The 23,321-nt window shown below is 65.8% G+C and carries 10 protein-coding genes; 6 read left to right on the plus strand and 4 right to left on the minus strand.

Annotated features, from left to right (window positions below; genetic code table 11):
* Positions 1-11 precede the first annotated feature (11 nt).
* From BLS66_RS15435 to BLS66_RS15465, 6 genes are all read left to right on the plus strand, one after another.
* Positions 12-12,686 (plus strand): hemagglutinin repeat-containing protein, encoded by a 12,675-nt coding sequence (locus tag BLS66_RS15435; RefSeq protein ID WP_244153007.1) that lies wholly within the window; start codon positions 12-14, stop codon positions 12,684-12,686.
* 3 nt (positions 12,687-12,689) lie between these two features.
* On the plus strand, positions 12,690-13,118 hold the full coding sequence (locus BLS66_RS15440; protein WP_074726245.1) for a hypothetical protein: 429 nt from the start codon (positions 12,690-12,692) through the stop codon (positions 13,116-13,118).
* A gap of 569 nt (positions 13,119-13,687) precedes the next feature.
* On the plus strand, positions 13,688-14,080 hold the full coding sequence (locus tag BLS66_RS15450; RefSeq protein ID WP_074726246.1) for a hypothetical protein: 393 nt from the start codon (positions 13,688-13,690) through the stop codon (positions 14,078-14,080).
* 210 nt (positions 14,081-14,290) lie between these two features.
* Positions 14,291-16,513 (plus strand): methyl-accepting chemotaxis protein, encoded by a 2,223-nt coding sequence (locus BLS66_RS15455; RefSeq protein ID WP_074726247.1) that lies wholly within the window; start codon positions 14,291-14,293, stop codon positions 16,511-16,513.
* A 165-nt stretch (positions 16,514-16,678) separates the two neighbouring features.
* On the plus strand, positions 16,679-17,047 hold the full coding sequence (locus BLS66_RS15460) for a glycine zipper 2TM domain-containing protein (RefSeq protein ID WP_074726248.1): 369 nt from the start codon (positions 16,679-16,681) through the stop codon (positions 17,045-17,047).
* Positions 17,048-17,436: 389 nt separating this feature from the next.
* Positions 17,437-18,564 (plus strand): hypothetical protein, encoded by a 1,128-nt coding sequence (locus tag BLS66_RS15465; RefSeq protein ID WP_208596528.1) that lies wholly within the window; start codon positions 17,437-17,439, stop codon positions 18,562-18,564.
* A 44-nt stretch (positions 18,565-18,608) separates the two neighbouring features.
* On the opposite strand, the gene BLS66_RS15470 is transcribed toward BLS66_RS15465, so the two are convergent.
* The 4 genes from BLS66_RS15470 to BLS66_RS15485 are packed head-to-tail and all read right to left on the minus strand — an operon-like array spanning position 18,609 to position 23,311.
* Positions 18,609-19,736, minus strand: a complete 1,128-nt coding sequence (locus tag BLS66_RS15470) for an ABC transporter permease (RefSeq protein WP_074726249.1) — start codon at positions 19,734-19,736, stop codon at positions 18,609-18,611.
* The gene (locus tag BLS66_RS15475) at positions 19,733-20,920 is read right to left on the minus strand and encodes an ABC transporter permease (protein WP_074726250.1); all 1,188 of its coding nucleotides are present in this window, start codon (positions 20,918-20,920) and stop codon (positions 19,733-19,735) included. Before BLS66_RS15475 ends, BLS66_RS15470 begins: the two co-directional genes overlap by 4 nt.
* Positions 20,905-21,918, minus strand: coding sequence for an HlyD family secretion protein (locus tag BLS66_RS15480; RefSeq protein WP_074726251.1), 1,014 nt, complete (start codon positions 21,916-21,918; stop codon positions 20,905-20,907). The genes BLS66_RS15475 and BLS66_RS15480 overlap by 16 nt, the downstream gene beginning before the upstream one ends.
* Positions 21,911-23,311, minus strand: a complete 1,401-nt coding sequence (locus tag BLS66_RS15485) for a TolC family protein (protein WP_053462495.1) — start codon at positions 23,309-23,311, stop codon at positions 21,911-21,913. The genes BLS66_RS15480 and BLS66_RS15485 overlap by 8 nt, the downstream gene beginning before the upstream one ends.
* Positions 23,312-23,321: the final 10 nt, after the last annotated feature.

Here is a 23,321-nt window from a genome sequence, read left to right on the forward strand (position 1 = left end):
GGACACGTGACATGAACACTATCTATCGTCTGGTTTTCAACCGCGCGCTGCGCGTCTGGCAGGTGGCTTCGGAACTGGTGAAGGGCGGCGGTGGCCTGGTCGGCCATGTGCCGGGCCGGCAGAGCGCTGCGCTGTCGCCGCTGGGCTTCGCGCTGATGTGCTCACTGGGCTGGGTCAGCCTGGCAACCCCCGCGCTGGCGCAGTCCGATGCGCGCATCAGTTCCGATCCGAATGCGCCCGGCCGCGAACGGCCGACGGTAGTGACGGCACCCAATGGCGTGCCGATGGTGAACGTCACCACGCCGTCGGCGGCGGGTGTGTCGCGCAACCGCTATTCGCAGTTCGACGTAGGCCGCGAAGGCGTCATCCTCAACAACGCCCGCGGCCAGGTGCAGACGCAGCTGGGCGGCTGGGTGCAGGGCAACCCGTGGCTCGCCACCGGCAGTGCACGGGTCATCCTCAATGAAGTGAATGGTCCGGCCAGCCGGCTCAACGGCTATGTGGAAGTGGCCGGGCAGCGCGTCGAAGTGATCATTGCCAACCCGGCCGGCATCCAGGTCAACGGCGGCGGCTTCCTCAATGCCAGCCGGGTGACCCTGACCACTGGCACGCCGATGTTCACGGGTGCCGGTGCACTGGAGGGCTACCGCGTCACCGGCGGCGCGATCCAGATCGATGGCGATGGCCTGGACACCAGCCGTGCCGATTACACCGACCTGATCACCCGTTCGTTGCAGGTCAACGCCGGCATCTGGGCCAATCAGTTGCAGGCGACGCTGGGCAACAACGTGGTCAGTGCCGACCACAGCCAGGCCAGTGCGACCGCGGCCAGCGGCGAGGCACCGACCTTCGCTCTGGACGTTGGTGCACTGGGCGGCATGTTCGCCAACAAGATCTGGCTGGTCGGCAACGAGCACGGCGTGGGCGTGCGCAATGCCGGCAGCATTGGCGCGCAGGCCGGCGAGCTGGTGGTGACGGTGGATGGTCGCCTGGAAAACACCGGCGCCCTGCAGTCGCGGCAGAACGTGCGCGTGCAGGCCAGTGGCGATCTTGCCAATGGCGGCACCATCGCGGCCTCGCGTGAGGTGGCAATCACCTCCGGCGGCACGCTGGACAACAGCAGCGGCACGCTCAATGCGCAGCGCCTGCAGCTGCAGGCGCAGGGGTTGCGCAACCAGGGTGGTGCGATCGAACAGACCGGCGTGCAGGCCCTGGCGCTCAGGGCTGACGCAGCCAGCAACCGCAGCAACGGCCTGTTGGGCGCACTGGATGCGGTAGCATCAGGTGGCAATGAGGGCCGCCCTGGCGGCGGCGCGTCGCCGGGCAGCGGTGGCGGAACGCCCGGAACCGGCACGCCGGGAACCCCGGGAACCGGAGGCGGCAATGGAGGCTCGACCGGTACCTCGACGTCGCCGGAGCTGCCGCTGGCCGAGGGCCTGATCGCCATCACCGGCATGCTGGACAACGACGGCGGCAGCATCAGCAACGGCGGCACGGTGTCACTGGCCGCCCGCAACGGTCTCGACAACAGCGGCGGTCGCCTGGGAGTGAGCGCGCTGCAGGCCGGGGGTGAGCTGCGCAATGACGGCGGCACGCTGCAGGTGCATGGCGATGCCGTGCTGCAGGTGGGCCTGTTGTCGAACCAGAAGGGTGCGCTGAGCGTGGCCGGCGGCCTGCGGCTGGATGCGCAGTCGCTCGACAACCGCGGGGGTGAACTGCGGCACGCCGGCAAGACGGCATCGTCGTGGACGGTGCAGGGCCTGTTCAACAACGACGGTGGCCTGCTGGCCACCAATGCCACGCAGCTGGCGTTGCGCGCAGGCCGGGTCGGCAATGCCGGTGGCCGTATGGAACATGCCGGCGAGGGTGGCCTGCAGCTGGATACGGGCGACTGGGCCAGCACTGGTGGGCGTCTGAGCACCCTCGGCCGCCTGCAATGGACGGCCGGCAACGTCGATCTGCGCAACGGTTCGCTCAGTGCGGCCGGGTTCGATATCGTCGCCGGGACGCTGGACAACCGGGGCGGCAGCCTGCTGTCGCTCGGTACCGGTGCCAGTTCGGTGAAGGCCACGGCGCTGGACAACAGTGCCGGCGGCACGCTGGCCGGCAATGGTGATCTGGGGCTTACCGCGATCACGCTGGACAACAGTAGGGGGCTGGTGCAGCAGTCCGGCACCGGCAGCCTGCGGGTGCAGGCCAAAACCCTGCATGGCAGCGAAGGACGCCTGCTCAGCAACGGCGCGCTGGTGCTGTCCGGCGGCGAGCTGGACGTGAGCGGCGGGACGACGTCGGCGCAGCGCGTGCAGATCCAGGCCGATGTGTTGCGCAACCGCCAGGGCCAGATCGTTGCGCAGGGAACGCAGGCGTTGGCACTGGACGTGCGCGATGCGCTCGACAACCAGGAAGGCCAGATCGTCGGCAACGGCGGCCTGCGCATCGACGCCGGTCGCATCGACAACCAGAAGGGCACGCTGCAGTCGGCCGGTACACAGGGCGTGGCGCTGACGGTGCGCGGCACCCTGGACAACAGCGGCGGCGGCATCTCCGGCAACGGCCAGGTGCAGCTGCAGATTGGCAGCCTGGTCAACCAGGGCGGCAAGGTGCTGGCGGCAGGCAGCGGCGCGCTGCAGGTGCAGGCCCGCGAGCGGCTGGACAACAGCAACGGCGGCCGCCTGGCCGGTACCGGTGATCTGCAGCTGCAGGCGGCACAGCTGGACAATCGCAGTGGTGCAATCGAACACGCTGGCGGCGGCACGTTGCAGATCCGCGCCGACAGCCTGCAGGGTGCGGCGGGCCGCATTCTCAGCCAGTCGTCGCTGGTGCTTGAGGGCGGCGACCTGCTGCTCGGGGCCGGCAGCACTACCCAGGCCGAGCGCATTGCCATCGATGCGCAGCGCCTGGACAACGCCGGGGGCAACCTCAGTGCGACCGGCAGCGACGCGCTGCGGCTGCACGTAGCGCAGCGCGTGGACAACAGTGGCGGTACGATCGCCGGCAACGGGGCGCTGGATATACAAGCCGGCGAACTGATCAACCGCACGGGTACGCTCAGCGGCGCCGGAACGGCTGACAGCGCGCTGCAGATTGACGGTGCGCTGGACAATCACGAAGGCACGATCGCCAGCAATGCCAACCGCCTGACGGTCACATCCGCACGGCTGGACAACAGGGGCGGCAGCATCCGCCAGGCCGGCAACCAGGGCCTGGACATCACCACCGGCCGCCTGGACGGCAGCAAGGGCACGCTGGTCTCCGCGGCCACGCTGACCCTGCGTGCTGGCGACGTGGATCATCGTGACGCGACGCTGGGCGCCGATCGCCTCGACCTTGAAGCAACCACGCTCGACAATGCCGGCGGCCGCATCATCGCCAGCGGTGAAGGCGTCAGTCGCATCAAGGCCACAACGCTGGGCAATGCCGGTGGCACGCTGGCCAGCAATGGCGACATGGCCCTGCTGGCACAGACGCTGGACAACCGTGCAGGCAGGATCCAGCACGCCGGCAGTGGCCGGCTGCAGGTCTCGGCGCAGACCCTGCTGGGCAACGGTGGCAGCGTGCTCAGCAATGGCAGCTTCGTGTTCGATGGCACCGCCCTCGATCTGAATGGAGCGACCACCTCTGCGCGGCGGATCGACATCGCCGCCGACACCCTGACCACTGCCGGTGGCACGCTCACCGCAACGGGTGAAGACGCGCTGCGCCTGCGCGTACAGGGGGTTCTGGACAATCGCGGCGGTTCGCTCGCCAGCAATGGCGCGCTGGATGTCATCGCGCGGCAGTTGATCAACGCGCAGGGCACGCTGCAGGGCGCAGGCAGCGGTCACTCCACGCTGGCGATCAGCCAGGCGCTGGACAACCAGAAAGGCCGCATCCTGCTCGGTGGTGCCGGCACCATCACCGCAGCCCGTCTGGGCAACCTGGGCGGCACCGTGCACGCGGGCGGCAGCGCGCTGGTGCTGGGCGTTGGCGGGCGCCTCGACAATGGCGAGCAGGGCCTGCTGTCCAGCACCGGTACGATGACCCTGGACGTCGGCAGCCTCGACAACCGCCACGGCACCCTGGTCGCTGGCCAGGACCTGACGGTCACCACGGCGGCAGGCGTGGACAACAGCGACGGCGCGATGCAGGCCGGCGAACGGCTGCAGCTGCAGGGCAACGGCCTGGACAACCAGCGTGGCACGCTGCTGGGTGGCCAGCTGGACATCGATACGCACGGCCAGCGGCTGGACAACCGCGCCGGCACGCTGGGCACGCAGAAGGGCGAACTGATCGTTCGCAGTGGCGCGATCGACAACCAGGGCGGTCGCGTGCAGTCAGCGGCCGACCTGACCATCAACACGGCCGGGCAGGACATCGACAACCGCGCCACCGCCGGCAGCGGTGGACTGCTGGCGGCCGGGAAGCTGCAGCTGGAAGGCGGTGTGCTGGACAACCGTGGCGGTGCAGTAAATGCACAAGGCGATGCGCGCCTGCTGCTGGCCCGCGTAGACAACAGCGCTGGTGGAACATTCGCCAGCGCTGCGAATTTGTCCTTGCAGGCGACGACCCTGGCCAATGCCAGTGGTCGCGTGCAGGCCGGGCGCAACCTCGACGTGGCCCTGGGCGGGCACCTGGACAACGCCGCCGGCGCGATCGCGGCTGGGCAGCGGTTGAGCCTCACTGCCGCCAGCGTGGACAACCGCAACACCCGTGGCGGCGACGGCACGCGGGGCCTGCAGGCGGGCCAGCTGCAGTTCGGCGCACAGTGGCTGGACAACAGCCAGGGCCAGGTCGTCACTGATGGCGGAGCGCGGCTGGAGATCAATGGCCAGCTGCAGAACACCGGCGGCGTGATCAGCACCGGCGGCAACCTGGACAGCCAGGCGGACAACGTCGCCAACAGCGGTGGCCTGCTGCGCGCCGATGGCAGCCAGACCCTGGTGGCACGTGCGCTCAGCGAAGACGGCCAGGTGCAGGCGCAGCGTGACCTCGGCCTTACCCTGCAGCAGGGCATGCGCCATCGTGGCGAATGGATCGCCAACGGCACGCTGTCGCTGAACCTGTCCGGCGACCTCGACAACCAGGGTGTCGTGCGCGGTGGCAACCTCGACCTCAACGCTCAGAACATCACCAACGCGACCTCGGGTGAGATCTCCAGCCAGGGCACGACCCACCTCAATGCCCGTGGCCAGTTGACCAACCGCGGCCTGATCGATGGCGCGCTGACCCACCTGGAGGCCGGCGAGATCGACAATCTCGGCACCGGGCGCATCTACGGTGATCGCGTGGCGATCTCCACCGGCGTGCTGAAGAACCGCGCCGAAGAGACCGGTGGTGCAACCCGCGTCGGCACCGTGGCCGCACGCGAGCGGCTGGACCTGGGCGTGCGCGAGTTGCAGAACACCGGCAAGGGCCTGATCTACAGCGACGGCGATGCGGCCATCGGCGGCACGCTCGGCGCCGATCGCATCGCCAGCGGCATTGCAGGGCGGATCGACAACATCAGCTCGGTCATCGATGTGAGCGGCAACCTGTCCATCGATGCGCAGGTGGTCAACAACATCCGCGAGAACGTGGTCGTTTCGCAGACCAGGACCGTGATGGATCCGGTGCGGCTGGACCGCCCGGCATGGTGGCGCAACGGCAAGAACGGCACCGAGAACATCCGCAGTACCAGCCACTACTCCGCGCACGAGGTGTACTACCTCGACCCGGCCGACATCCTCGAAGACACGCTGCACATCACGCCTGACGGCTTCACCGTGCATCGCGCGGTGGTGCGCCTGAGCTCGAAGACCAGTGCCTACTTCTTCGGGCGCGGTGGCCTGTACGCCGGCCTGGGCGAGCGCGCGCGCCTGAACGTGCAGGATGGCACGGTGGTGATGTACTACGTCGGTCGCCAGGACAACCAGGTCAATCCGGACCAGGTGCGCGTCGGCGCGGATGATCCGTTCGCCGAGCTGAGCGCCCTGCATCCCGATGCGCCGGCTTTCCGCTATGTCGACGACAAGCTGACCTATTCCAGCAACTACGGAACCTGCACCACCAACTGCGTGCAGTTGTGGACCTACAAGGACTACAACGATCCGGATCATACGCTGACCAATCCGCGCGGCTCCGGTGGCAACAACGTCAGCAGCAACGAGCAGTACCGCATCGCCACCCGGACAGTGACCGAGGATGTGCTCGGCGCCGGGGTAGGCGCCGATGCGGTGATCCGCTCCGGCGGTGCGATGCGCATCGGCACCGACACTCTGAAGAACCACTACGGCAGCATCGCCGCAGGGGGCAACCTGAGCATCGTGGGACTGACCGCGACGGCGAAGGTCGAGAATCTGGCGCAGACGCTGTTCCGCACCCATGAATTCAACAATGTGGGCCACACCTACAGCAACGAACGGGTGGCCTGGAGCAATGAGACGATCTCCGAGGAGATCGGCAGGATCGGTGGCAGCATCACCAGTGGAGGCACGCTGGTCATCGACGTCGGTGACCTGAGCAACCTCAACCAGGGGCGAAACGCGCCGAACGTGCAGAACGGTTCGGCGATGGCCAACCTCAACGTGCAGGGTCCCAAAGCGCTGCCGGATGGGCCGGGCCACGGCGGTGCGCAGGGGCCGGGCCAGTCCACCGGCACCGGTGCCGAACGCGCGCTGGCGCAGGCGGCCGATGCCGCCGGTACCCAGCAGAGCGGCAGCGTCGGCGGCGTGAGCGGCAACAGCGGCACGTCCGGGCCGCGCGTGGTCGCGGCCAGTGGCGGATCGCCGGACCGCATCGCGATGAGTGCACCGGACACGCGCGCGCCGAGCGCCAGCCTGTTCAACGTCAACCCCAACGGCGGCCACTATCTGGTCGAGACCGATCCGCGCTTCACCGACCACAAGACCTGGCTGAGCTCGGACCACCTGCTGGGCCAGATGGGCTACTCGCCCGATACCGTGCAGAAGCGGCTGGGTGATGGTTACTACGAGCAGAGGCTGGTGCGCGAGCAGATCGGCCAGCTGACCGGTCGCCGCTTCCTCGACGGCTACGCCAGTGACGAGGCGCAGTACCGCGCGCTGCTGGAGGCCGGTGCCACGGTCGCCAGCGAATGGGGCCTTCGCCCCGGCGTGGCGCTCACCGAAGCACAGATGGCACAGCTGACCAGTGACATCGTCTGGCTGGTCGAGCAGACCGTCACCCTGGCCGATGGCAGCACCACCACCGCGCTGGTGCCGCAGGTCTACCTACGCCTGCGCCCGGGCGACCTCGACGGCAACGGTGCATTGCTGGCCGGTGCCAATGTCGATATCAATCTGGGCAATGGCCTGGTCAACACCGGCAATATCGCCGGCCGCAAGCTGGTGACCATCGATGCCGGCAACATCGAGCACCTCGGCGGCAGCATTTCCGGCCAGTACGTCGGGTTGTCGTCGGACAAGGACATCCGCGTTGTCGGTGCCGCCGTGACGGCCACCGATGCGCTGTCGGTCAAGGCCGCGGGCAACGTCACGGTGGCCTCCACGGTGGAGACACAGCGGGGCGGTGGTACCTACCAGTACGAGACCAACCGCATCGATCGGGTCGCCGGCCTGTATGTAACCAACCCCAGTGGCGACGGCATGCTGTCGGTCGTGGCCGGCGGTGACATCAGCCTGCATGCCGCACAGCTCCGCAACGCTGGCACTGACGGCCTGACCCAGCTGGCCGCAGGCGGCAATCTGGAGGTTGGCGCGATTGCGCTGGAGGAACGCCGCGACGCCACCTTCGACGAGCGCAACCACCAGCGCAGCAGCAGGACGACACATGCCGCCTCGTCGGTGCAGGGCGCTGGCGACGTGGTGCTGGCCGCTGGCAAGGACATCACCCTGGCCGCCGCGCAGATCAAGGCGGGGGGCGGCCTGGCATTGCAGGCCGGTGGGGACATCAACAGCCAGGCACTCGTGGACGGCGAGAGCCGCGATCTTGCCAATGCGGGCAAGCGCAGCTCGCTGCAGGTCAGCCAGCGTGATGAGACGGTGCGTGGCAGTACGTTGCAGGCAGGGGGCAATCTGCTCCTGACGGCTGGCCGGGACGTCAACCTGACCGCCGCGTTGGTCGACAGCAATGACGGCACGGTAAGCGTGGCTGCGGGCCGCGACGTCAACCTGCTCTCAGCCAACGAGACGCACGACTACAGCCTCGACAGCTACGACAAGAAAAAGAAGACGCTCTCCAGTACCACTACCACGCGCAGCGTCGACGCCAGCGACAGCTATGCCATCGGCACGGCGATCCAGGGCGAGCGCATCAACATCACGGCTGGCCGCGATCTGACTGCGGTAGGTGCGGTGGTCGATGCCACCGGCAACGTGATTCTGGGGGCGGGCAACAATGTGCTGATCACTGCCGCCGAGGACCATCACAGCAGTGAGTCCAGCGAGAGCAAAAAGAAATCCGGCGTTACCGGAGGCTTCGGCAACGGCGTGGCATCGGTTGGCTACAGCAGCGCGAAGAACAGCAGCACCCGTGCCGAGCAGTCCACCACCCAGGTGGGATCGGCGATCGCCTCGCACGACGGCAATGTGCTGATCAACGCTGGCAACACACTGACGATCGAGGCCTCGGACGTCGCTGCAGGCGAGAACCTGACACTGGTGGGTAAGGATATTGCGCTGCTTGCGCGACAGGACACCACGAACAGCCAATCCAGCCAGGCCAGCAAGTCCAGCGGCTTCTCGGTGGGCGTGACCTACGACCCGACCAAGGCCTACCGCAGCGCCCGCGATTCGACCACCGACGGCATGGCCGACAGTGGCTCGGCAATGGGGCGGATCACCCGCACCGCTGAAGGCGCAGCCTCCGGCCTGCGCGCGGCCACCACGTCGACCGTGGTGACTGCGGGCAGCCAGCGCACCAACAGCGAGCAGAGCCATTCGACCAGTGATGCCCGTGTCAGCCAGTTGGCTGCAGGCGGCGATCTCACGTTGATTGCCAACGGCGGCTCGATCCTCAGCCAGGGCACGCAGATGTCGGCCGAGGGCAACGCTGTGCTGCTGGCCACCCAGGACATCGTGTTCGACGTGGCCCACAACACCGAGCGCAGCGACAGCAGCAGCCGCGGCAAGGGCTGGGGCTTTGCCAACAACACCAGCGGCCTGCCGTTCGGTACCAACAACGCGCAGAGCCAGGGCAGCGGCAGCAGTGACACCATCACCGGCACGCAGTTGTCGGTCGGCGGCGGCGTGCGCATGGCCACCACCGAAGGCAACATCCGCCTGACCGCAGCCAACATCGCGGCCGAGAAGGACGTCAGCATCCGTGCGGCCGGTGATCTACTGGTGCGCAGCGGGCAGGATACGGTCAGCAACGCCAATACGTCGGACAGCAAGGCGATCGGCACGGTACAGATATCGGATACCGAGAAGTTCTCTGGCTGGCACCGCGAGCAGCACCAGGACGACAGCGCGCAGGTGTCACAGGTGGCCAGCAGCATCGGCAGTCTGGGTGGCAGCGTGAACCTGACCGCCGGTGGCAAGTACACGCAGACGGCCAGCAACGTGGTGGCCGCCAAGGACGTGAACATCACCGCCGCCGAGATCGAGCTGCTGACCGCCGACGAAAGCGGCCACTACTCGCAGAGCGACAAGGACCTGAAGATCGGCGTGTTCGCGCGGGTGAAGTCGCCGTTGATCGATCTGATCAACAACGTGGACGCGGCCCGTCAGTCCGATGATCGCCTGCAGAAGATGCAGGGCATGGCGGCGGGCGCCAACGCGTACCAGGCAGCCAGTGCGATCTCGGCACTGTCCGGCCGTGGCGGCAGTGGCGAACTGTTCCGTGCTGAAGCAGGCATCGGCTTCAAGACTGCCAACAGCAGTGCCGATGGCAGCAGCATGGTGTCGCGTGGTTCCACCATCCAAGGCGGCGGCAACGTCAACCTCGCCAGCACCCAGGGCGACATCCATGTGGTGCAGGGCAACCTCAGCGCGGGCAACACCCTCAGCCTGGATTCGGCCGGAGATATCCTGCTGGAGGCTGGCAAGGCGCATGTGGCCGACCGCAGCAAGAGCAGCAATGCCGGCGCCGAGGTGGGCGTAGGCGTCTCTGTAGGCGCGCAGACCGGCGTGTATGTGTACGCCGAAGCGAGTGTTGGCAGCAGCAAGGCCAATGCCGAGAGCAGCACCTGGCAGAACACCACGCTGACCGGCAAGAACATCTCGATGAAGGCAGAGGGCGATACCACGCTGCGTGGCGCCACAGCGACCGCTGATCGCATCGACGTCAAGACCGGCGGCACGCTGACCATCGAGTCGTTGCAGGACATCGCCGAGAGCATGTCCAAGAACAGCCAGGTGGGTGGCCGCGTGCAGGTGTCGTTCGGCACTGCGTGGAATGCTGATGGTTATGCCAGTGCAGGCAAGGCCAGCGGCAGCTATCAGGGTGTTGGTCAGCAGAGCGGCCTGTTTGCCGGTAATGGCGGGTACCACGTCGACGCCGGCCACGTGAATCTGGTGGGCGGTGCGATTACCAGCACCAATGCGGGCAATAGTGATCTGACTGCGGGCTCGCTGACGTTCACTGACCTGCGGAACCACATGGACTACATGGCCAGCTCCGGCAGCATCAGTGGTGGTGCGGGCGGGGAGATGGATGGCTGGACGCCCAAGCCGGGAACTGCCGCACCCCGAGGTGGTCCGGGCCTGCCGATGATGGAAAAGGGCAGCGACAGCAGCTCCACTCTTGCCACCTTGACCGAGGGCAACATCACCATCGGTGGCAGACAGACGTCGGCGGCCGAGCTGGGCATCAACACAGATGCCAGTGGAGCGCATCGTGCGCTGGAGGCACTGCCGGATGCGAGCAAGCTGCTGGCGGACCAGCAGACGATGGCGGCTGCGGCGGGGACGGTGATGGCCACCAGCCAGCAGATTGCCTGGGATATTGGCAGTGCGGATGCGAAGAAGATCACGGACAAGTATCGGGAAGGGATGAGTCCCGAAGAGAAACGGGCATTCGATGCGCTTTCTCCGGACGAGCGATTCAACCGTCTGGTCGCGTTCGATGCATCCTACCCGGAAGCGCTGGTGACCCAGCAGAAGTGGGCCCCTGATGGCGTCTATGGTCGCGCACTCGGCGCAGTGACCAGCGCGTTGGTCGGTGGTGTTGAAGGGCAGGGGCTGGTTCAGCTGGGTTCCAACGCGCTGGCGCCGTATGCGGCAGAACTGATCGGCAAGACGTTTGACCCGAACAAGCAGAGTGCTGCGCCTAGCGAGGCCATGCAGATGCTGTCGCACGCGCTGCTGGGCGCGCTGTTGGCAGAGGCCAATGGTGGCAAGGCGGGGACTGGGGCGTTGGCGGCCGGTGGTGGTGAGCTGGCGGCGAAGGTTCTGGGCGACTACTACGCCAAACAGAATAACGGGCAGTTGTCGCCCGAGCAGGCGGAGCAAGTAAGGGTGCTCGGACAAGCGGTCGGCGCAATGGCGGGAGGACTTTCCGGTGCAGGAATTTCTGGCGCGACATCGGGCATGGGTGTCGCGAAAAATTCCGTTGAGAACAACTACCTGAATCACGACGAGCGGATGGAGTACCTTCAGGCGACTCTGATGTGTTTCGACTCTGGCAAAGATTGCGATATCAAAGAGAACTTCGAGCGGCTCTCCGCGGAGCGCGATTACAAGTTGTTGATGGCGTGCCAAGTGCCAGGGTCTATCGCGTGCAGTGAGCAGCGATCACTTGCGAAGATTGCGTTGGAATCGCATAACTCTCCTATATATAAGGGGGAGTACGACGCGTGGATGGCGGAGAACGCCAATAAGCTCATCGCTGCGAGCAAGAATGCCGGATCTGGGGTCAACCTTGAAGAAATTGCCATTCACTCTTCTACCGAAGATCTGCAAAGGAAGGTGTACTGTTCGCTGGTTGGTGAGTGTGGTTCGAACACTGTCGATCTATTGCGTGATGCAGGCTACGGTGCGGAAGCCGACTGGCTGTCGTCGACGAATCGAGCAGTCGCTGGTGCTGCCTTCGTAAACGGGCTCTGGAACGGGGGGGCGGGCCTGATAGCGGGTGCCGCAAGCATGAACCAGATCGGTCTTCTGTCGGGTTTGGTCTCGGATTACAAGGAGATGGACAAGCTTGGCTTGCAGGCCTTCTCCCAAAAGCGCAACAGCGCGATAAGTCAGGCCATCAATGAATACATGGAGAAGACCGCAGGCCTTGCGTATTACCTGACTGGTGGTAGGAACTCGTGGAATTTTGAAGATGTAGATCAAGCTGCTGACATTGGTGGAAAGCTCACGTTTGACATCGGAACTTCCTTGGTCGGGCCGGAGGCATTCCTCGCCAAGAGGACCACGGCGGCGGCTTCGGAGGTCCGACTTATCGCCGATGCGGAACAGCAGCTCATAAAGTACATCGCAGGTATTGGAAGGAACGCGCCAGCGACCGCAATCGGTGCTGTTGATCCTATAACTGGTAGAATTGTGACTATGTCGAGTGGCCCTGTTCCTGATGTGATCGCGCCGGGCCTGAAGGCGTACGCTGATTCGCTAGGAGGCCTTGGCGTCAAGACAGCATGTGGGAATACTATTGGTCGTTGCGCAGAATTCAGAGCTGCAAACGAACTGATGCTGGCAAATCCACGTCTAAAGCTTGAGGATATCAAATTTACTGCTGCTGTTCGGCCGAGAAGTGGGCTTCCTGTTCCTAGGTGTGATAATTGCAAAAATATATTTGGAGATGAGTAATGTATGGAAATGGATGAAGAATTTCTTGAGGTAAATGACATTGATTGGTTTGCGGTTGGTGCTGATGGGTATGTTTGTCATTTTGCTACGGGAGGGCGTGGTGTCGTTCCGCGTCAAGTTGCGTCGTCCATCGAGAGCTGGCAATTGGCGTGTGATTATATTTACTCGCTTCCTATTTGCTCGGGCGTTATCGTGGTTGAAGAGAGCTTGCCTGATTTCAGTGGGCTCGCTCAGCGCGAGGCCTATCTTGGCTCTTTCCTTGAAATGGCGAGTCGCGGGATTTTCAGTCATGACGTAAGTGGGGGGGGGTATCGCCTTATCGCCAAGCCGGAGCTTGCGCTTCGCGAAGGCGACCTCCCCGAGCGCATTCGAAATCATATTCCAAAGATCGCCATCGGTTCGGACGATGATCTGCTTCATTTGATGCGCTGAATGCGGCTTTTATGGGAGTGTGTGAAACGGGTGGTCGATGCCGGGCTAGGCATGTAGCACGATCTCGTTCATCCTTTCGCCGTTGCTGATGATCACCTTCGTGCTGATGGGGCTGCCATGATTGTCTTTGCTCTCATTCGTGGTGTTTCGCGTACCTGCTGGAATCCTGGCGAATCCGCTGTACCTGGCGCACTGCCGAAGGATTATCCGCAAGGTTGATGCCGAGCATCGCGGGGCACATCGGCGGCACCTTGAGCTGCAGAAGGCTGGCGGCGTCAGCTACACCGCTCTGGTGATCGCCTTGGCGGTAACGGACTCACAGAACACCCTGATCAATCTGATCGTTGGTTCGATATCAGAGCCAACGTTCCAACCGAGGGCAATGCCTGCATTGTCGAGCTGCGTCTGGCGCCCCCGGGGCGCGTGCTGGAGGCCACTGTTCTGGAGCCCTGCACGTTGAACGACGCCCAACGCGAGAGGATGCTGGGTGAAATCAGGCGCACGGACTTCACGATCGAGGGGAAGATGCGGTTCTTCAACCGGCATACCCTTATCGGCTTGAGTAAACAGTGAGCATTTCGCTGTTTCTCGAGGTCGAAGCCGGTGCCGACCTGGCTGCCGTGCTACACGCTCTGGATTCGATCCAGGCCGAGTACGCCGACGGTACTGACGGTCTGCACGGATATCTTCCAGCGTCCAACACCGGCTTTGGGTTCGGCATCGTCGATCCGCCGGAGGCGCTCGTAGCGGAAGGGATTGGAGCCGAATGGCAGGTGGGCCTGGTGGGTTCGTTTCATTTCCGCGCGAGCGGGTTTGAAAGCGCCTGGGAGGGAAACTGCCGCTTCATCAAGCGCTACGCCGCGACGTGCGGGTTCCGGTTTGTGCTCTCCTTCCAGTTCGAGAGCGTCTATGCGGCAAGGCTCGGGAAGGATCTGGTCTTCCCGGGGCCTGCTGCTCTGTAATGCTGGATACCGGGGCGGCTGGCCCCGGCCTGATCCCATTCTCGCTACCCGTGGCGATATACCTTGTGGATATGACGCCTTCGTGGGTTGTCTGATTTCACACCTGTCTGCACAGTTCCAGGGTTTTGGATCGATATAATAATATTGGCCCATAAAGTTTCCCCTGGCTGCGCCGCCATCGATCGTACGGCCATGATCAAGGGAATTGAGATGCTCGCCTTACGCAACCTCCGAGTGGGATCCCGGCTGGGTGCCGGGTTTGGATTGCTGCTGCTGTTCATCGTGGCCATCGTTGGCCTGGCGCTGTACGGAAATCATCTGAAGTCCGCCCAGTTCGAGAAAGTGGTGGACGTCAACATGGTGAAGATGCGGCTGTTGAACGACATGCTGGATACCAACAACGCGGTGTTGATGCACCGCCGGCTGATGGTGATCAAGCGCGGCGAGGATTTCGACAGGGATTATCAGAAGGCGCAGGAGCTGTCGCAGACCTACGACGGTATCTGGGCCCGGTACATCAAGATCCCGCGCGATGCCACCGGCGATACCCTGGTGGCGAAAATCGACGCGGCACGCAAGGCCACAGACGCCTCCACCCAGCATCTGCATGAGCGCATGAAGGCCGGTGATTTCGACGGTGCGGCCAAGGAACTGCTGGCCGAGCAAGGGCTGGCAACCGCGTGGAACGAGGCCATCTCGGCCCTGCTGCGGCATCAGGAGGCACTCACCGAGCGCAGCCGCGAGGAATACCGTTCAACCGAATCCTGGACCGGCACGTTGTCGATCGTGTTCGGTGTGCTGAGCCTGATACTGGGTTCGCTGGCCGCATGGGCCATCACCCGCAGCCTGACCCGCCCGCTGGAGGGTGCGGTGAAGCTGGCCGACGGCATCGCCAATGGGCGGCTCGACAACAGCATCGACGCGTCCGGCAACGATGAGGTGACGCAGCTGCTCAGGTCCATGCAGCGCATGCAGGCGCAGTTGCAGTCGGTGATGGCGGCGCAGGGCGAGCTGGCCCGCCAGCACGATGCAGGCAGCCTCAGCTATCGCATGGACGAGAGTGCCTTCCCCGGCGACTACGGGCGCATGGTGCACGAGACCAATGCGCTGGTCGGTTCGCACGTGCAGGTGCAGAACCGGCTGATCGAGGTGATGAAGCACTACGCCCGTGGCGACCTGTCGGTGGACATGGATGCGCTGCCGGGCGAGAAGGCGGCGATCACACAGGCCATGGACGAGACCAAGACCAGCCTGTCGGCGATCAACGGTGAGATTCGCCGGCTGGCGACGGCAGCGGCGGCGGGTGACTTCAGCCTGCGCGGCGATGAAGATCGCTTCGCCTATGATTTCCGCGACATGGTGGCCGGGCTCAATCGCCTGATGCAGACCACCGACGAGAACCTGCTGCAGGTGTCGACCCTGCTGCAGGCGATCTCGCGCGGTGACCTGACCGTGCGCATGCAGGGCGACTTCCACGGTGTGTTCGCCCGCATGCGCGATGACTGCAACGCCACCGTCGATCAGCTCACGCAGATTGTAGGCCGCATCCAGTCCAGCGCATCCAGCATCAACCTGGCAGCAGGCGAGATTGCCTCGGGCAACACCGATCTGTCACGGCGCACCGAGCAGCAGGCGGCGAACCTGGAAGAGACGGCTGCGTCGATGGAGGAACTGACCTCCACGGTGAAACAGAACGCCGAACACGCACGCCAGGCCAACCAGCTCGCGATCGGCGCGCACGGTGTCGCCTCGCAGGGCGGCGAAGTGGTCGGGCAGGTGGTCACCACGATGTCGGCCATCGAAGCTTCGTCGAAGAAGATCGCTGAGATCATCTCGGTCATCGATGGCATTGCATTCCAGACCAACATCCTGGCCTTGAATGCGGCGGTGGAGGCTGCGCGTGCTGGCGAGCAGGGCAGGGGCTTTGCGGTGGTGGCCAGTGAGGTGCGCACGCTGGCACAGCGCTCGGCCGGCGCGGCCAAGGAGATCAAGGGCCTGATCGAGGAGTCGGTCGGCAAGGTCGCCGATGGATCGGCGCTGGTCCGCCAGGCCGGCACCACCATGGGCGAGATCGTGGCCTCGGTGCAGCGCGTGACCGACATCATGGCCGAGATCTCTGCCGCATCGCAGGAGCAGAGCTCGGGCATCGAACAGGTCAACCAGGCGGTGGTGCAGATGGACGAGACCACGCAGCAGAACGCGGCGCTGGTGGAAGAAGCCAGCGCGGCGGCACGTTCCATGGAGGAGCAGGCCAACCTGCTGGCCGAGGCGGTTTCGGTGTTCCGCACCGGTGCGGCGACGGCGGCCGCTGTGGCGCGCCCGGTTCTGGCCGCGGTCACCGCGAAGGTGACGCCGGTACGTAGGCCGGCGGTGCTGGCGCCACGCATCGAGCCGACGCTGGCGGCCAACGCAGGGGGTTGGGAAGAGTTCTAGCAGGGGAGCATGCCATCAGGGAGACGGCGCCCATCACGATGGCTGATCGTGATGGGCGCGGATTTTTTCCTGAACGCGCGATGGCCGGTGAGCTGCCCGGCACGCGCATTTCACCTCCGGTTGCCAGGCCCGGGAGGACACTTGCGCCATACCGGAACTCAGGAGATGGCGATGAAGACCTCGACCCGATTGCTTGTGCTGGGCACCCTGCTGGCGGCATCGTCGGTCGCCGGCGCACAGACCTATGGGCCGCGCGACGAAGGACGCCGCTTCAACGACGGCAGCCGCGTGGTCTGCAAGAGCGTGGAAGTGCAGCGTAACTCACGCGATCCCAACCGTATCGCCGGTACGGCCACCGGGGCGGTGATCGGCGGCCTGCTGGGCAACCAGGTGGGCGGCGGCAATGGCAAGAAGCTCGCCACCGTGGCAGGCGCCGTGGCCGGTGGTGCGGCGGGCCGGCAGATCCAGGGCAACCAGCAGCAGAAGAACGGCGATCGCGTGGTCGAACGCCGCTGCGAACGCGTCTATCGCTGATCGGTTGCTGTCACACCATTCAGCCCTTCCACATTGCAGTACTCGAACGCCGGCCCTGCGCCGGCGTTCGTCGTTTCGGACCGGTATCGCTGGCTCCAGTGTCGTGCCTATACTGCGCCGACTCAACGGATGAACGCCCAGTGAACGAATCGGCTCCAGCTCCCCAACCGGCACCGATAGCCGGGCATGACCCGATACCGGAAGCGACTGCCCATCCCCATCGCGTGCGTGATCGCACTGATGAACTGGAGCTCTTCATTTCGGGCCTGCTGGCGTTCGCGCTGCTGGCCGTGCCCGGTTATCTGTTCGACGCCTGGGCGCGCAGCAGCCTGCATACCGAAGGCATGTACTTCCAGATGCTCTGGTTCGGTTTCAGCATCAGTGTTGGCATGTGCTATGTGCTGGCAGTGGCGTTGATCATCCACCTGACGGTGCGCGGCTACTGGATCGGGCTGATCGGCCTCAGGTCGCACTTCCCCGATGGCATTGACTGGGCGCGCCTGCCAAGAATGGGGGCGGTCACGCGCGCCTTCCTGCAGGCCCGGGACGGAGGCCTCGATGGCAGCATCGAACGTGCCGATCGGCTGGCGACGATGCTGTTCTCGACCACTCTGCTTGCGGTGCAGACATTGGCGGGCACGCTGGTGTTGGCCGTTCTGACGCTCGGTGTGTCGATGGTGATCGGCGCGCTGTCCGGTGGCGCCGATCATGTCGCCATGCTTGCCCTGTGCAGCGTGCTGGCCGCAATGCTGGCACTGGCCGTGGCCCCCGGTATCCTGGAAAAGATCGTGGCGCGGCGGCGCGCGCGCGGGCAGCCCCATGAACGACCGCAGCGACTGCTGGAGGGCATGCTGGCGGCACTGCAACGGGTTCCGCTGTTGCGTCTGATGCAGGCCATGCAGCTGACCATGCAGAGCAACCTGCGCTCGCGTTCGTTCATGGCCGCCTACCTGTTCGCGGTGCTGGTAGCGATGCTGCTGGCGGCCGTGCAGGTGATGGCGTCGTTGAAGTTCTCGCTGTTCAACCGCTATCAGATCGTCACGGAAGCGGCGGTTGAGCACGGCATGCTGAGTGCGCATTACGAATCGATGCGTTCGGCGCATGACCAGCTGCTGCCGTATCCGATGATCCCGTCGGACACGATCAGCGGTGCGCAGCTTCGCGTGTTCATTCCGCATCGCCCGCAACGCGACAATCCGCTGGCGCGCCAGCATTGCACCGCACTTCCGGACGCGCGCAATGAGGCGGCGGGGCAACAGGCCGCCAATGCCGCAGTGGAGTGCCTTTCCCGGCTCTGGCAGGTCAAGCTGGACGGCACCCCGGTCGACGTGCAGGGCTTCGTGCCCATGGAGCGGCGAGACCTCGATATGCGGGGCCTGGTGGGGTACCTGCCTACCCGGGGGCTCGCGCCCGGGCGCCATGACCTGGAACTGGTGTGGAATGCCACAGGCGGCGAGCGCGGGGGCGGACGGCGTCGCACGTTCCGCATCCCGTTCTGGTACGCCCCGGACCCTTGAACGTTGGCTCGAAGCGGCCATGCCGCGCCGCTTGAACAGGCCGCTTACGACTTAATCCCCTCCGTCCCTTTTTTTGCGAGGAGGCGCCAGGTGGCGAGGCTGCCGTAGAGCAGCAGCAGGACGGTGAGGGTGATCAGTTCGTGGCTGACGTCGGCCAGGCGGGCGTCCATCTGGTTCAGGCGCACCATCAGGTTGATGCCCGAGGTGGTCGGCAGCAGCTGTGCCAGCCAGACCAGCGGTTGCGGCGTCATCACCGCCGGCCATGACAGGTTGGCCAGGAAGAACAGCGGGATCGAGGTGGCGATGATGTACTGGAAGGCGCGCTCGCGGGTGCGGAAGAAGCTGCCGACGAACAGGCCGAAGGCCACCGTCGCCGCAATGAACAGCGTGCCACCCAGCAGCTGGCCCAGCGGGTTGCCACCGCGTGGATAGTCCTGCACCCAGGCAGTGAAACCGGCATACCAGAACAGGCCAAACAGGCCGATCAGGCCGAAGCCCAGTGCCGTGCCGGCCAGCGTCGGCAGGTCGAAGCGCAGGCGCCGGCCGAGTGCAAGGCGGCGGCCGCCGAGCAGGACGCCGATGCCCATCAGCAGCGTCTGGTGCACGATCAGTTCGGCCACGCCGGGTACGATGGCGCTGCCATAGCCTTCCTGCGTGTTGTACAGCGGGCGCTGCACAAGCGTGACCGGCGGTGCCTGCGGTGCACCCATGAAGGCGGCCTGGCCGACCACGGCATCACGCCCGAACGCACCCAGCGCATCAGCCACGCTGCCCAGCACCCAGCTGGCGCGGCCCAGGTAGGCACCGTTGCCAAGCAATACCAGCTTGGCCGGATGGCCGCGCAGGATGTCGCGCTCCAGGTTGGCCGGGATCACGACGATGCCTTCGGCATGGCCGGCTTCGAGCTGCCGGCGTGCGCTGTCGACGTCCGCCGGTTGCCCGACCACGCGCGCGACGCGCAGTGCGTCGAGCTTGCGCAGCAGCTCGCGGCTGGTCGCGCTGTGGTCTTCGTCCACCACCAGCACCGGCAGGTTGCCGGCCACCTGGTGCCGGTAGGCGGCTGGATAGAAGAACGAGTACAGGATCACCGCACCTACCATCACCACGATCGCGTAGCGGTCGCAGAGCACCGCCATCAGGGTCTGCCGCAGGCTGCGCCAGAGTGCGCTCATGCGTCGGCCCCTGCGGGTCGTGCGGCGGCGGGTGTGCGCGCAAAGGCGATCAGGCGCAGGCCGCCAATTCCACCTGCGACCCCCGCCATCAGCAGCAATATGGCCAACGGCCCCAGCGAAACCTGCAGCGGCGAACCGATGAACTGCTGCTGGGTCTGCAGCTTGATGTAGGCGCTGAGGGGCAGCAGCTGATGCCAGACGCGGGTGAACAAGGGACCGTCGAGCACCGGGAAGGTGGCGCTGGAGAATGCCAGCGCGGTGCCGACGCTGAGGCCGACCGCCGACAGCGCGGTACCCATGTCGCGGGTGACGCCGACGAAGAACAATGCGTAGGCGGCCGTGGCCAGGTAGAACAGCGGCTGTGCGAGCAGCAGCAGGAATACGCTGCCCGCCACGCCATCGCCACGCAGCCAGGCCAGGTAGCCGATGCCGAGCGCGCCATACACCGAGAACAGCAGGATGTACGGCGCGACCTTGCCGGCAATCGCCGCCCACGGCGCGCGGCCCAGCCAGGCGGGCAGTGTGCCGTCGCGGATCTCGCGTCCAAGGCTGCCGGCCACCGCAAGTGCCAGTACCAGCGACAATACCGCCGGGAAGATCAACGGCAGCAGGAACAGCTCGTAGCTGCGTGCCGGGTTGTACAGAATGTCCGACTGCACCGCGATGGGTGCCGCGCGCAGCTTGCCTGGGCCGACCTGCAGGCCGATGCGCTCGCGCAGCAGGCGCGCGTTCCATGCGGAAACCGCGTCGCCGATGTCGCGCGACGCCGACTGGCCGGTGGTCATGTAGGTGGCGTTGTAATAGGCAAACACCGTGCCCTGGCGCCCACGCAGCGCCTGCCGGGTGACATCGCGCGGCACCAGCACGATCGCGAACACGTCCAGCCTGCGCAGCTGCGAACGTGCTTCTTCCAGATCGATCGGCTGGCTGGCGACGCGCACGCCGGGACTGGCGTCGAGCATGCGCAGGAGCAGGCGGCTGTCACTGCTGTGGTCGAGGTCGACCACGGCGATCGGGATATCGCGCATCACCGAGGGCGTGAACATCCATGCCATCACCGCCAGCATCAGCAGCGGCAGCAGGGTGACCAGCATCAGGTCGGCGCGGTTGCTGCGCAGCGACCGCAGCTCGCGCCGCCAGGAAGCGGAGAAGCCAGCCTGGCCGGGGCTCAGTGCTGGGGCCATGCGAACAGCACGCTCATGCCAGGGCGGAAGCCCTCGATGCGGCGTACCGGGCGCACCCGCACCTCGAAGCTGCGGACATCGTAGCCGGACGACTGGCGGGTGGTACGCCAGGTCGCATAGTCGCCAGCCGGGTTGATGAAATAGACCTCGAACTCGCCGTCCTGGCCGAGCGCCGGCACGCTGCCTTTCAGCTTGCTGCCGACCTTCAGGCCCTGCATCTGCGATTCGCGCAGGTTCATCGCCACCCACATGCGGTCGATGTCGACCAGGGTGAACACCGGGTAGCCGGCCGGCACCAGTTCGCCCGGGTCGGCCATGCGCTTGTTGATCTCGCCCGCCACCGGCGCGCGTCCTTCCACTTCGACACGCGCGGCGTTGACTTCGGCCACCGCGCCCTGGGCCTGCTGCACCTGGCCCTGCGCGGCGCGCTTGTCCTGCTCACGCGCGCCGGCCAGGGCCATGTCGTACTGCGCGCGTGCGGCACGGGCCAGCTCACGCGAACTGGTGGCCTGGGCCTGCGCTTCATCACGCTTCTGCCGGGTCATCACCCCTTCGTTGAACAGGTTCTGCACGCGCTGGTAGGTCGCTTCGGCCAGCGTCGCGCCTGCTTCGGCCCGCCTCCAGTTCGCTTCGGCGGCGCGGATGTCTTCGCTGCGCGCGCCTTCGTCGGCCTTGTCGGCCACTGCCTGCGCAGCGGCCAATGCGCCATGCGCCTGCTGTTCCTTGGCGGCCACTTCGGGGCTGTCGAGCAGGAACAGCACCTGCCCGGCCTGCACGCGGTCGCCCTCGCGCACCTTCAGTTCGGCCACGCGCGCGGTGATCTTGGCGGCCACGTTGATCGTGTCCGCATCGGCCATGCCCTGGATCTGATCGCCAGGGCTGCGCCAGGCCAGCCACAGGCCGAGCACCACCACGACCAGCAGCACCACCACCAGGATCGGTCCCAACCGGCGCTTGCCCGGGGGCGTCGTCGCATCGTCGTGCAGCACATCACTCATGGTCGATCACCTCGTCCGCACGCCGCCGGAACTCTTCGAAACGGTCCATCTGTCCACTGACCTCCAGCAACTGTGCCAGCGCAATATCGTATTGGTAGGCGGCCTGTGCGCGCTCGACACGGGCGCCGCCCAGGCCGAGCCGCGCGTCGATCACATCCAGCGAGGTGGCCTGGCCTTCGCGGAACGCCAGCTCCTGCAGGCGCAGGTTTTCCTGCGCCTGGGCGATGCTGCTGTCGAGCAGCACGTACTGCTGGCGTGCGGTTTCCAGCTCGTTCCAGGCCTTGCGCACGCCCAGTGCGACCTGGTTCTCTGCCTCGCGCAGGCCTGCTTCGGCCTGGTCCTGCTGCGCACGCGCGGCGCTGATCTGCGCCGGCCGCGAGTTCGGCGACAGGAAGGTGTACTTCAGGCCGATGCCGAATGCCCAGTCCGGATCGGTCAGCATCTCGTCGCGGCGGCGGAAGTCGTACTGGCCGAAGGCGAAGATCTGTGGCTTCAGCTTGGCCTGCTGCACGCGCACGCCCTGTTCGGCCTGCGCCACCATCGCCCGCAGGCGCGCGATCTGTGGCTGCCGTGCCTGCGCGGTGCGCTCGAAGCTGGCAACCGGTTCCAGCGGCGCACGCTGCACGAACAGCGGCGACACCGGCTGCACCTCGCCGCCACTGCGCAGCAGCGTGGCCAGTGCGGCCTTGAGCGTGGCCAGGTCGTTCACTGTCTTCTGGTACTCACGCTCGGCCTTGTCGCGGGCCACGGTGGCCTGCAGGCGCTGGGCGCGGGTGGCGAAACCCTCGCGTTCCAGCTTCTCTGCGTCGGACAGGTGGCGGTTGAGGCCATCGCGCACATCGCGGCGCACGTCCACCGCCTGCTCCGCCAGGCGCTGCCCGAAGTAGGCCTGGGCCAGCTGCACGGTCAGCGATTGGCGTTGTGCTTCGCGCTCGGCGCTGGCCTGCTCGTGGGCGGCACTGGCCGCACGCTGCGCGGCCGGGATCACGCCGCCGGTGTACAGCGGCAACACTGCGGTGACCACTGGACGGGTGCGCCAGTCGCGCTCGGTGAACGACAGCGGCGAATCGATGCCGAAGGCTTCAGCCACCGGCGCCAGTGAGCCCAGCGGCAGGGTGAGCGTCTTCTGGAACTGCAGGCGGCGCACTTCGCCGGTGATCTCCGGCAGGCGCAGCAGCCGGGTGGCGTCCTGCAGGTCCTGCTTGTTGCGCACGGCGGCATCGGCAGCGGCCAACGCATCGGAGACCTGCTCCAGGCGTTGCCGTGCCTGTTCCCAGTCCAATGCCGGTGCGTCGCTGGTGGTCTGCGCGGGTGCCGCGAATGGCAGGCAGGCTGCCAGCGCCAGCACGGCCTTCGCGCGGTGCGTCCCTGTACGTCGGCCGATCACGCCCATGCCGTCCCAG

This window comes from Stenotrophomonas pavanii (assembly GCF_900101175.1).
In the GTDB taxonomy this organism is placed as follows: domain Bacteria; phylum Pseudomonadota; class Gammaproteobacteria; order Xanthomonadales; family Xanthomonadaceae; genus Stenotrophomonas; species Stenotrophomonas pavanii.

What these genes read in the sequence shown, in the direction of transcription:
- BLS66_RS15435 (WP_244153007.1), top strand. Translation starts at nt 12, where the DNA reads ATGAACACTATCTATCGTCTGGTTTTCAACCGCGCGCTGCGCGTCTGG.
- BLS66_RS15440 (WP_074726245.1), top strand. Translation starts at nt 12,690, where the DNA reads ATGGAAATGGATGAAGAATTTCTTGAGGTAAATGACATTGATTGGTTT.
- BLS66_RS15455 (WP_074726247.1), top strand. Translation starts at nt 14,291, where the DNA reads ATGCTCGCCTTACGCAACCTCCGAGTGGGATCCCGGCTGGGTGCCGGG.
- BLS66_RS15460 (WP_074726248.1), top strand. Translation starts at nt 16,679, where the DNA reads ATGGCGATGAAGACCTCGACCCGATTGCTTGTGCTGGGCACCCTGCTG.
- BLS66_RS15465 (WP_208596528.1), top strand. Translation starts at nt 17,437, where the DNA reads ATGTGCTATGTGCTGGCAGTGGCGTTGATCATCCACCTGACGGTGCGC.
- BLS66_RS15470 (WP_074726249.1), bottom strand. Translation starts at nt 19,736, where the DNA reads ATGAGCGCACTCTGGCGCAGCCTGCGGCAGACCCTGATGGCGGTGCTC.
- BLS66_RS15475 (WP_074726250.1), bottom strand. Translation starts at nt 20,920, where the DNA reads ATGGCCCCAGCACTGAGCCCCGGCCAGGCTGGCTTCTCCGCTTCCTGG.
- BLS66_RS15480 (WP_074726251.1), bottom strand. Translation starts at nt 21,918, where the DNA reads ATGAGTGATGTGCTGCACGACGATGCGACGACGCCCCCGGGCAAGCGC.
- BLS66_RS15485 (WP_053462495.1), bottom strand. Translation starts at nt 23,311, where the DNA reads ATGGGCGTGATCGGCCGACGTACAGGGACGCACCGCGCGAAGGCCGTG.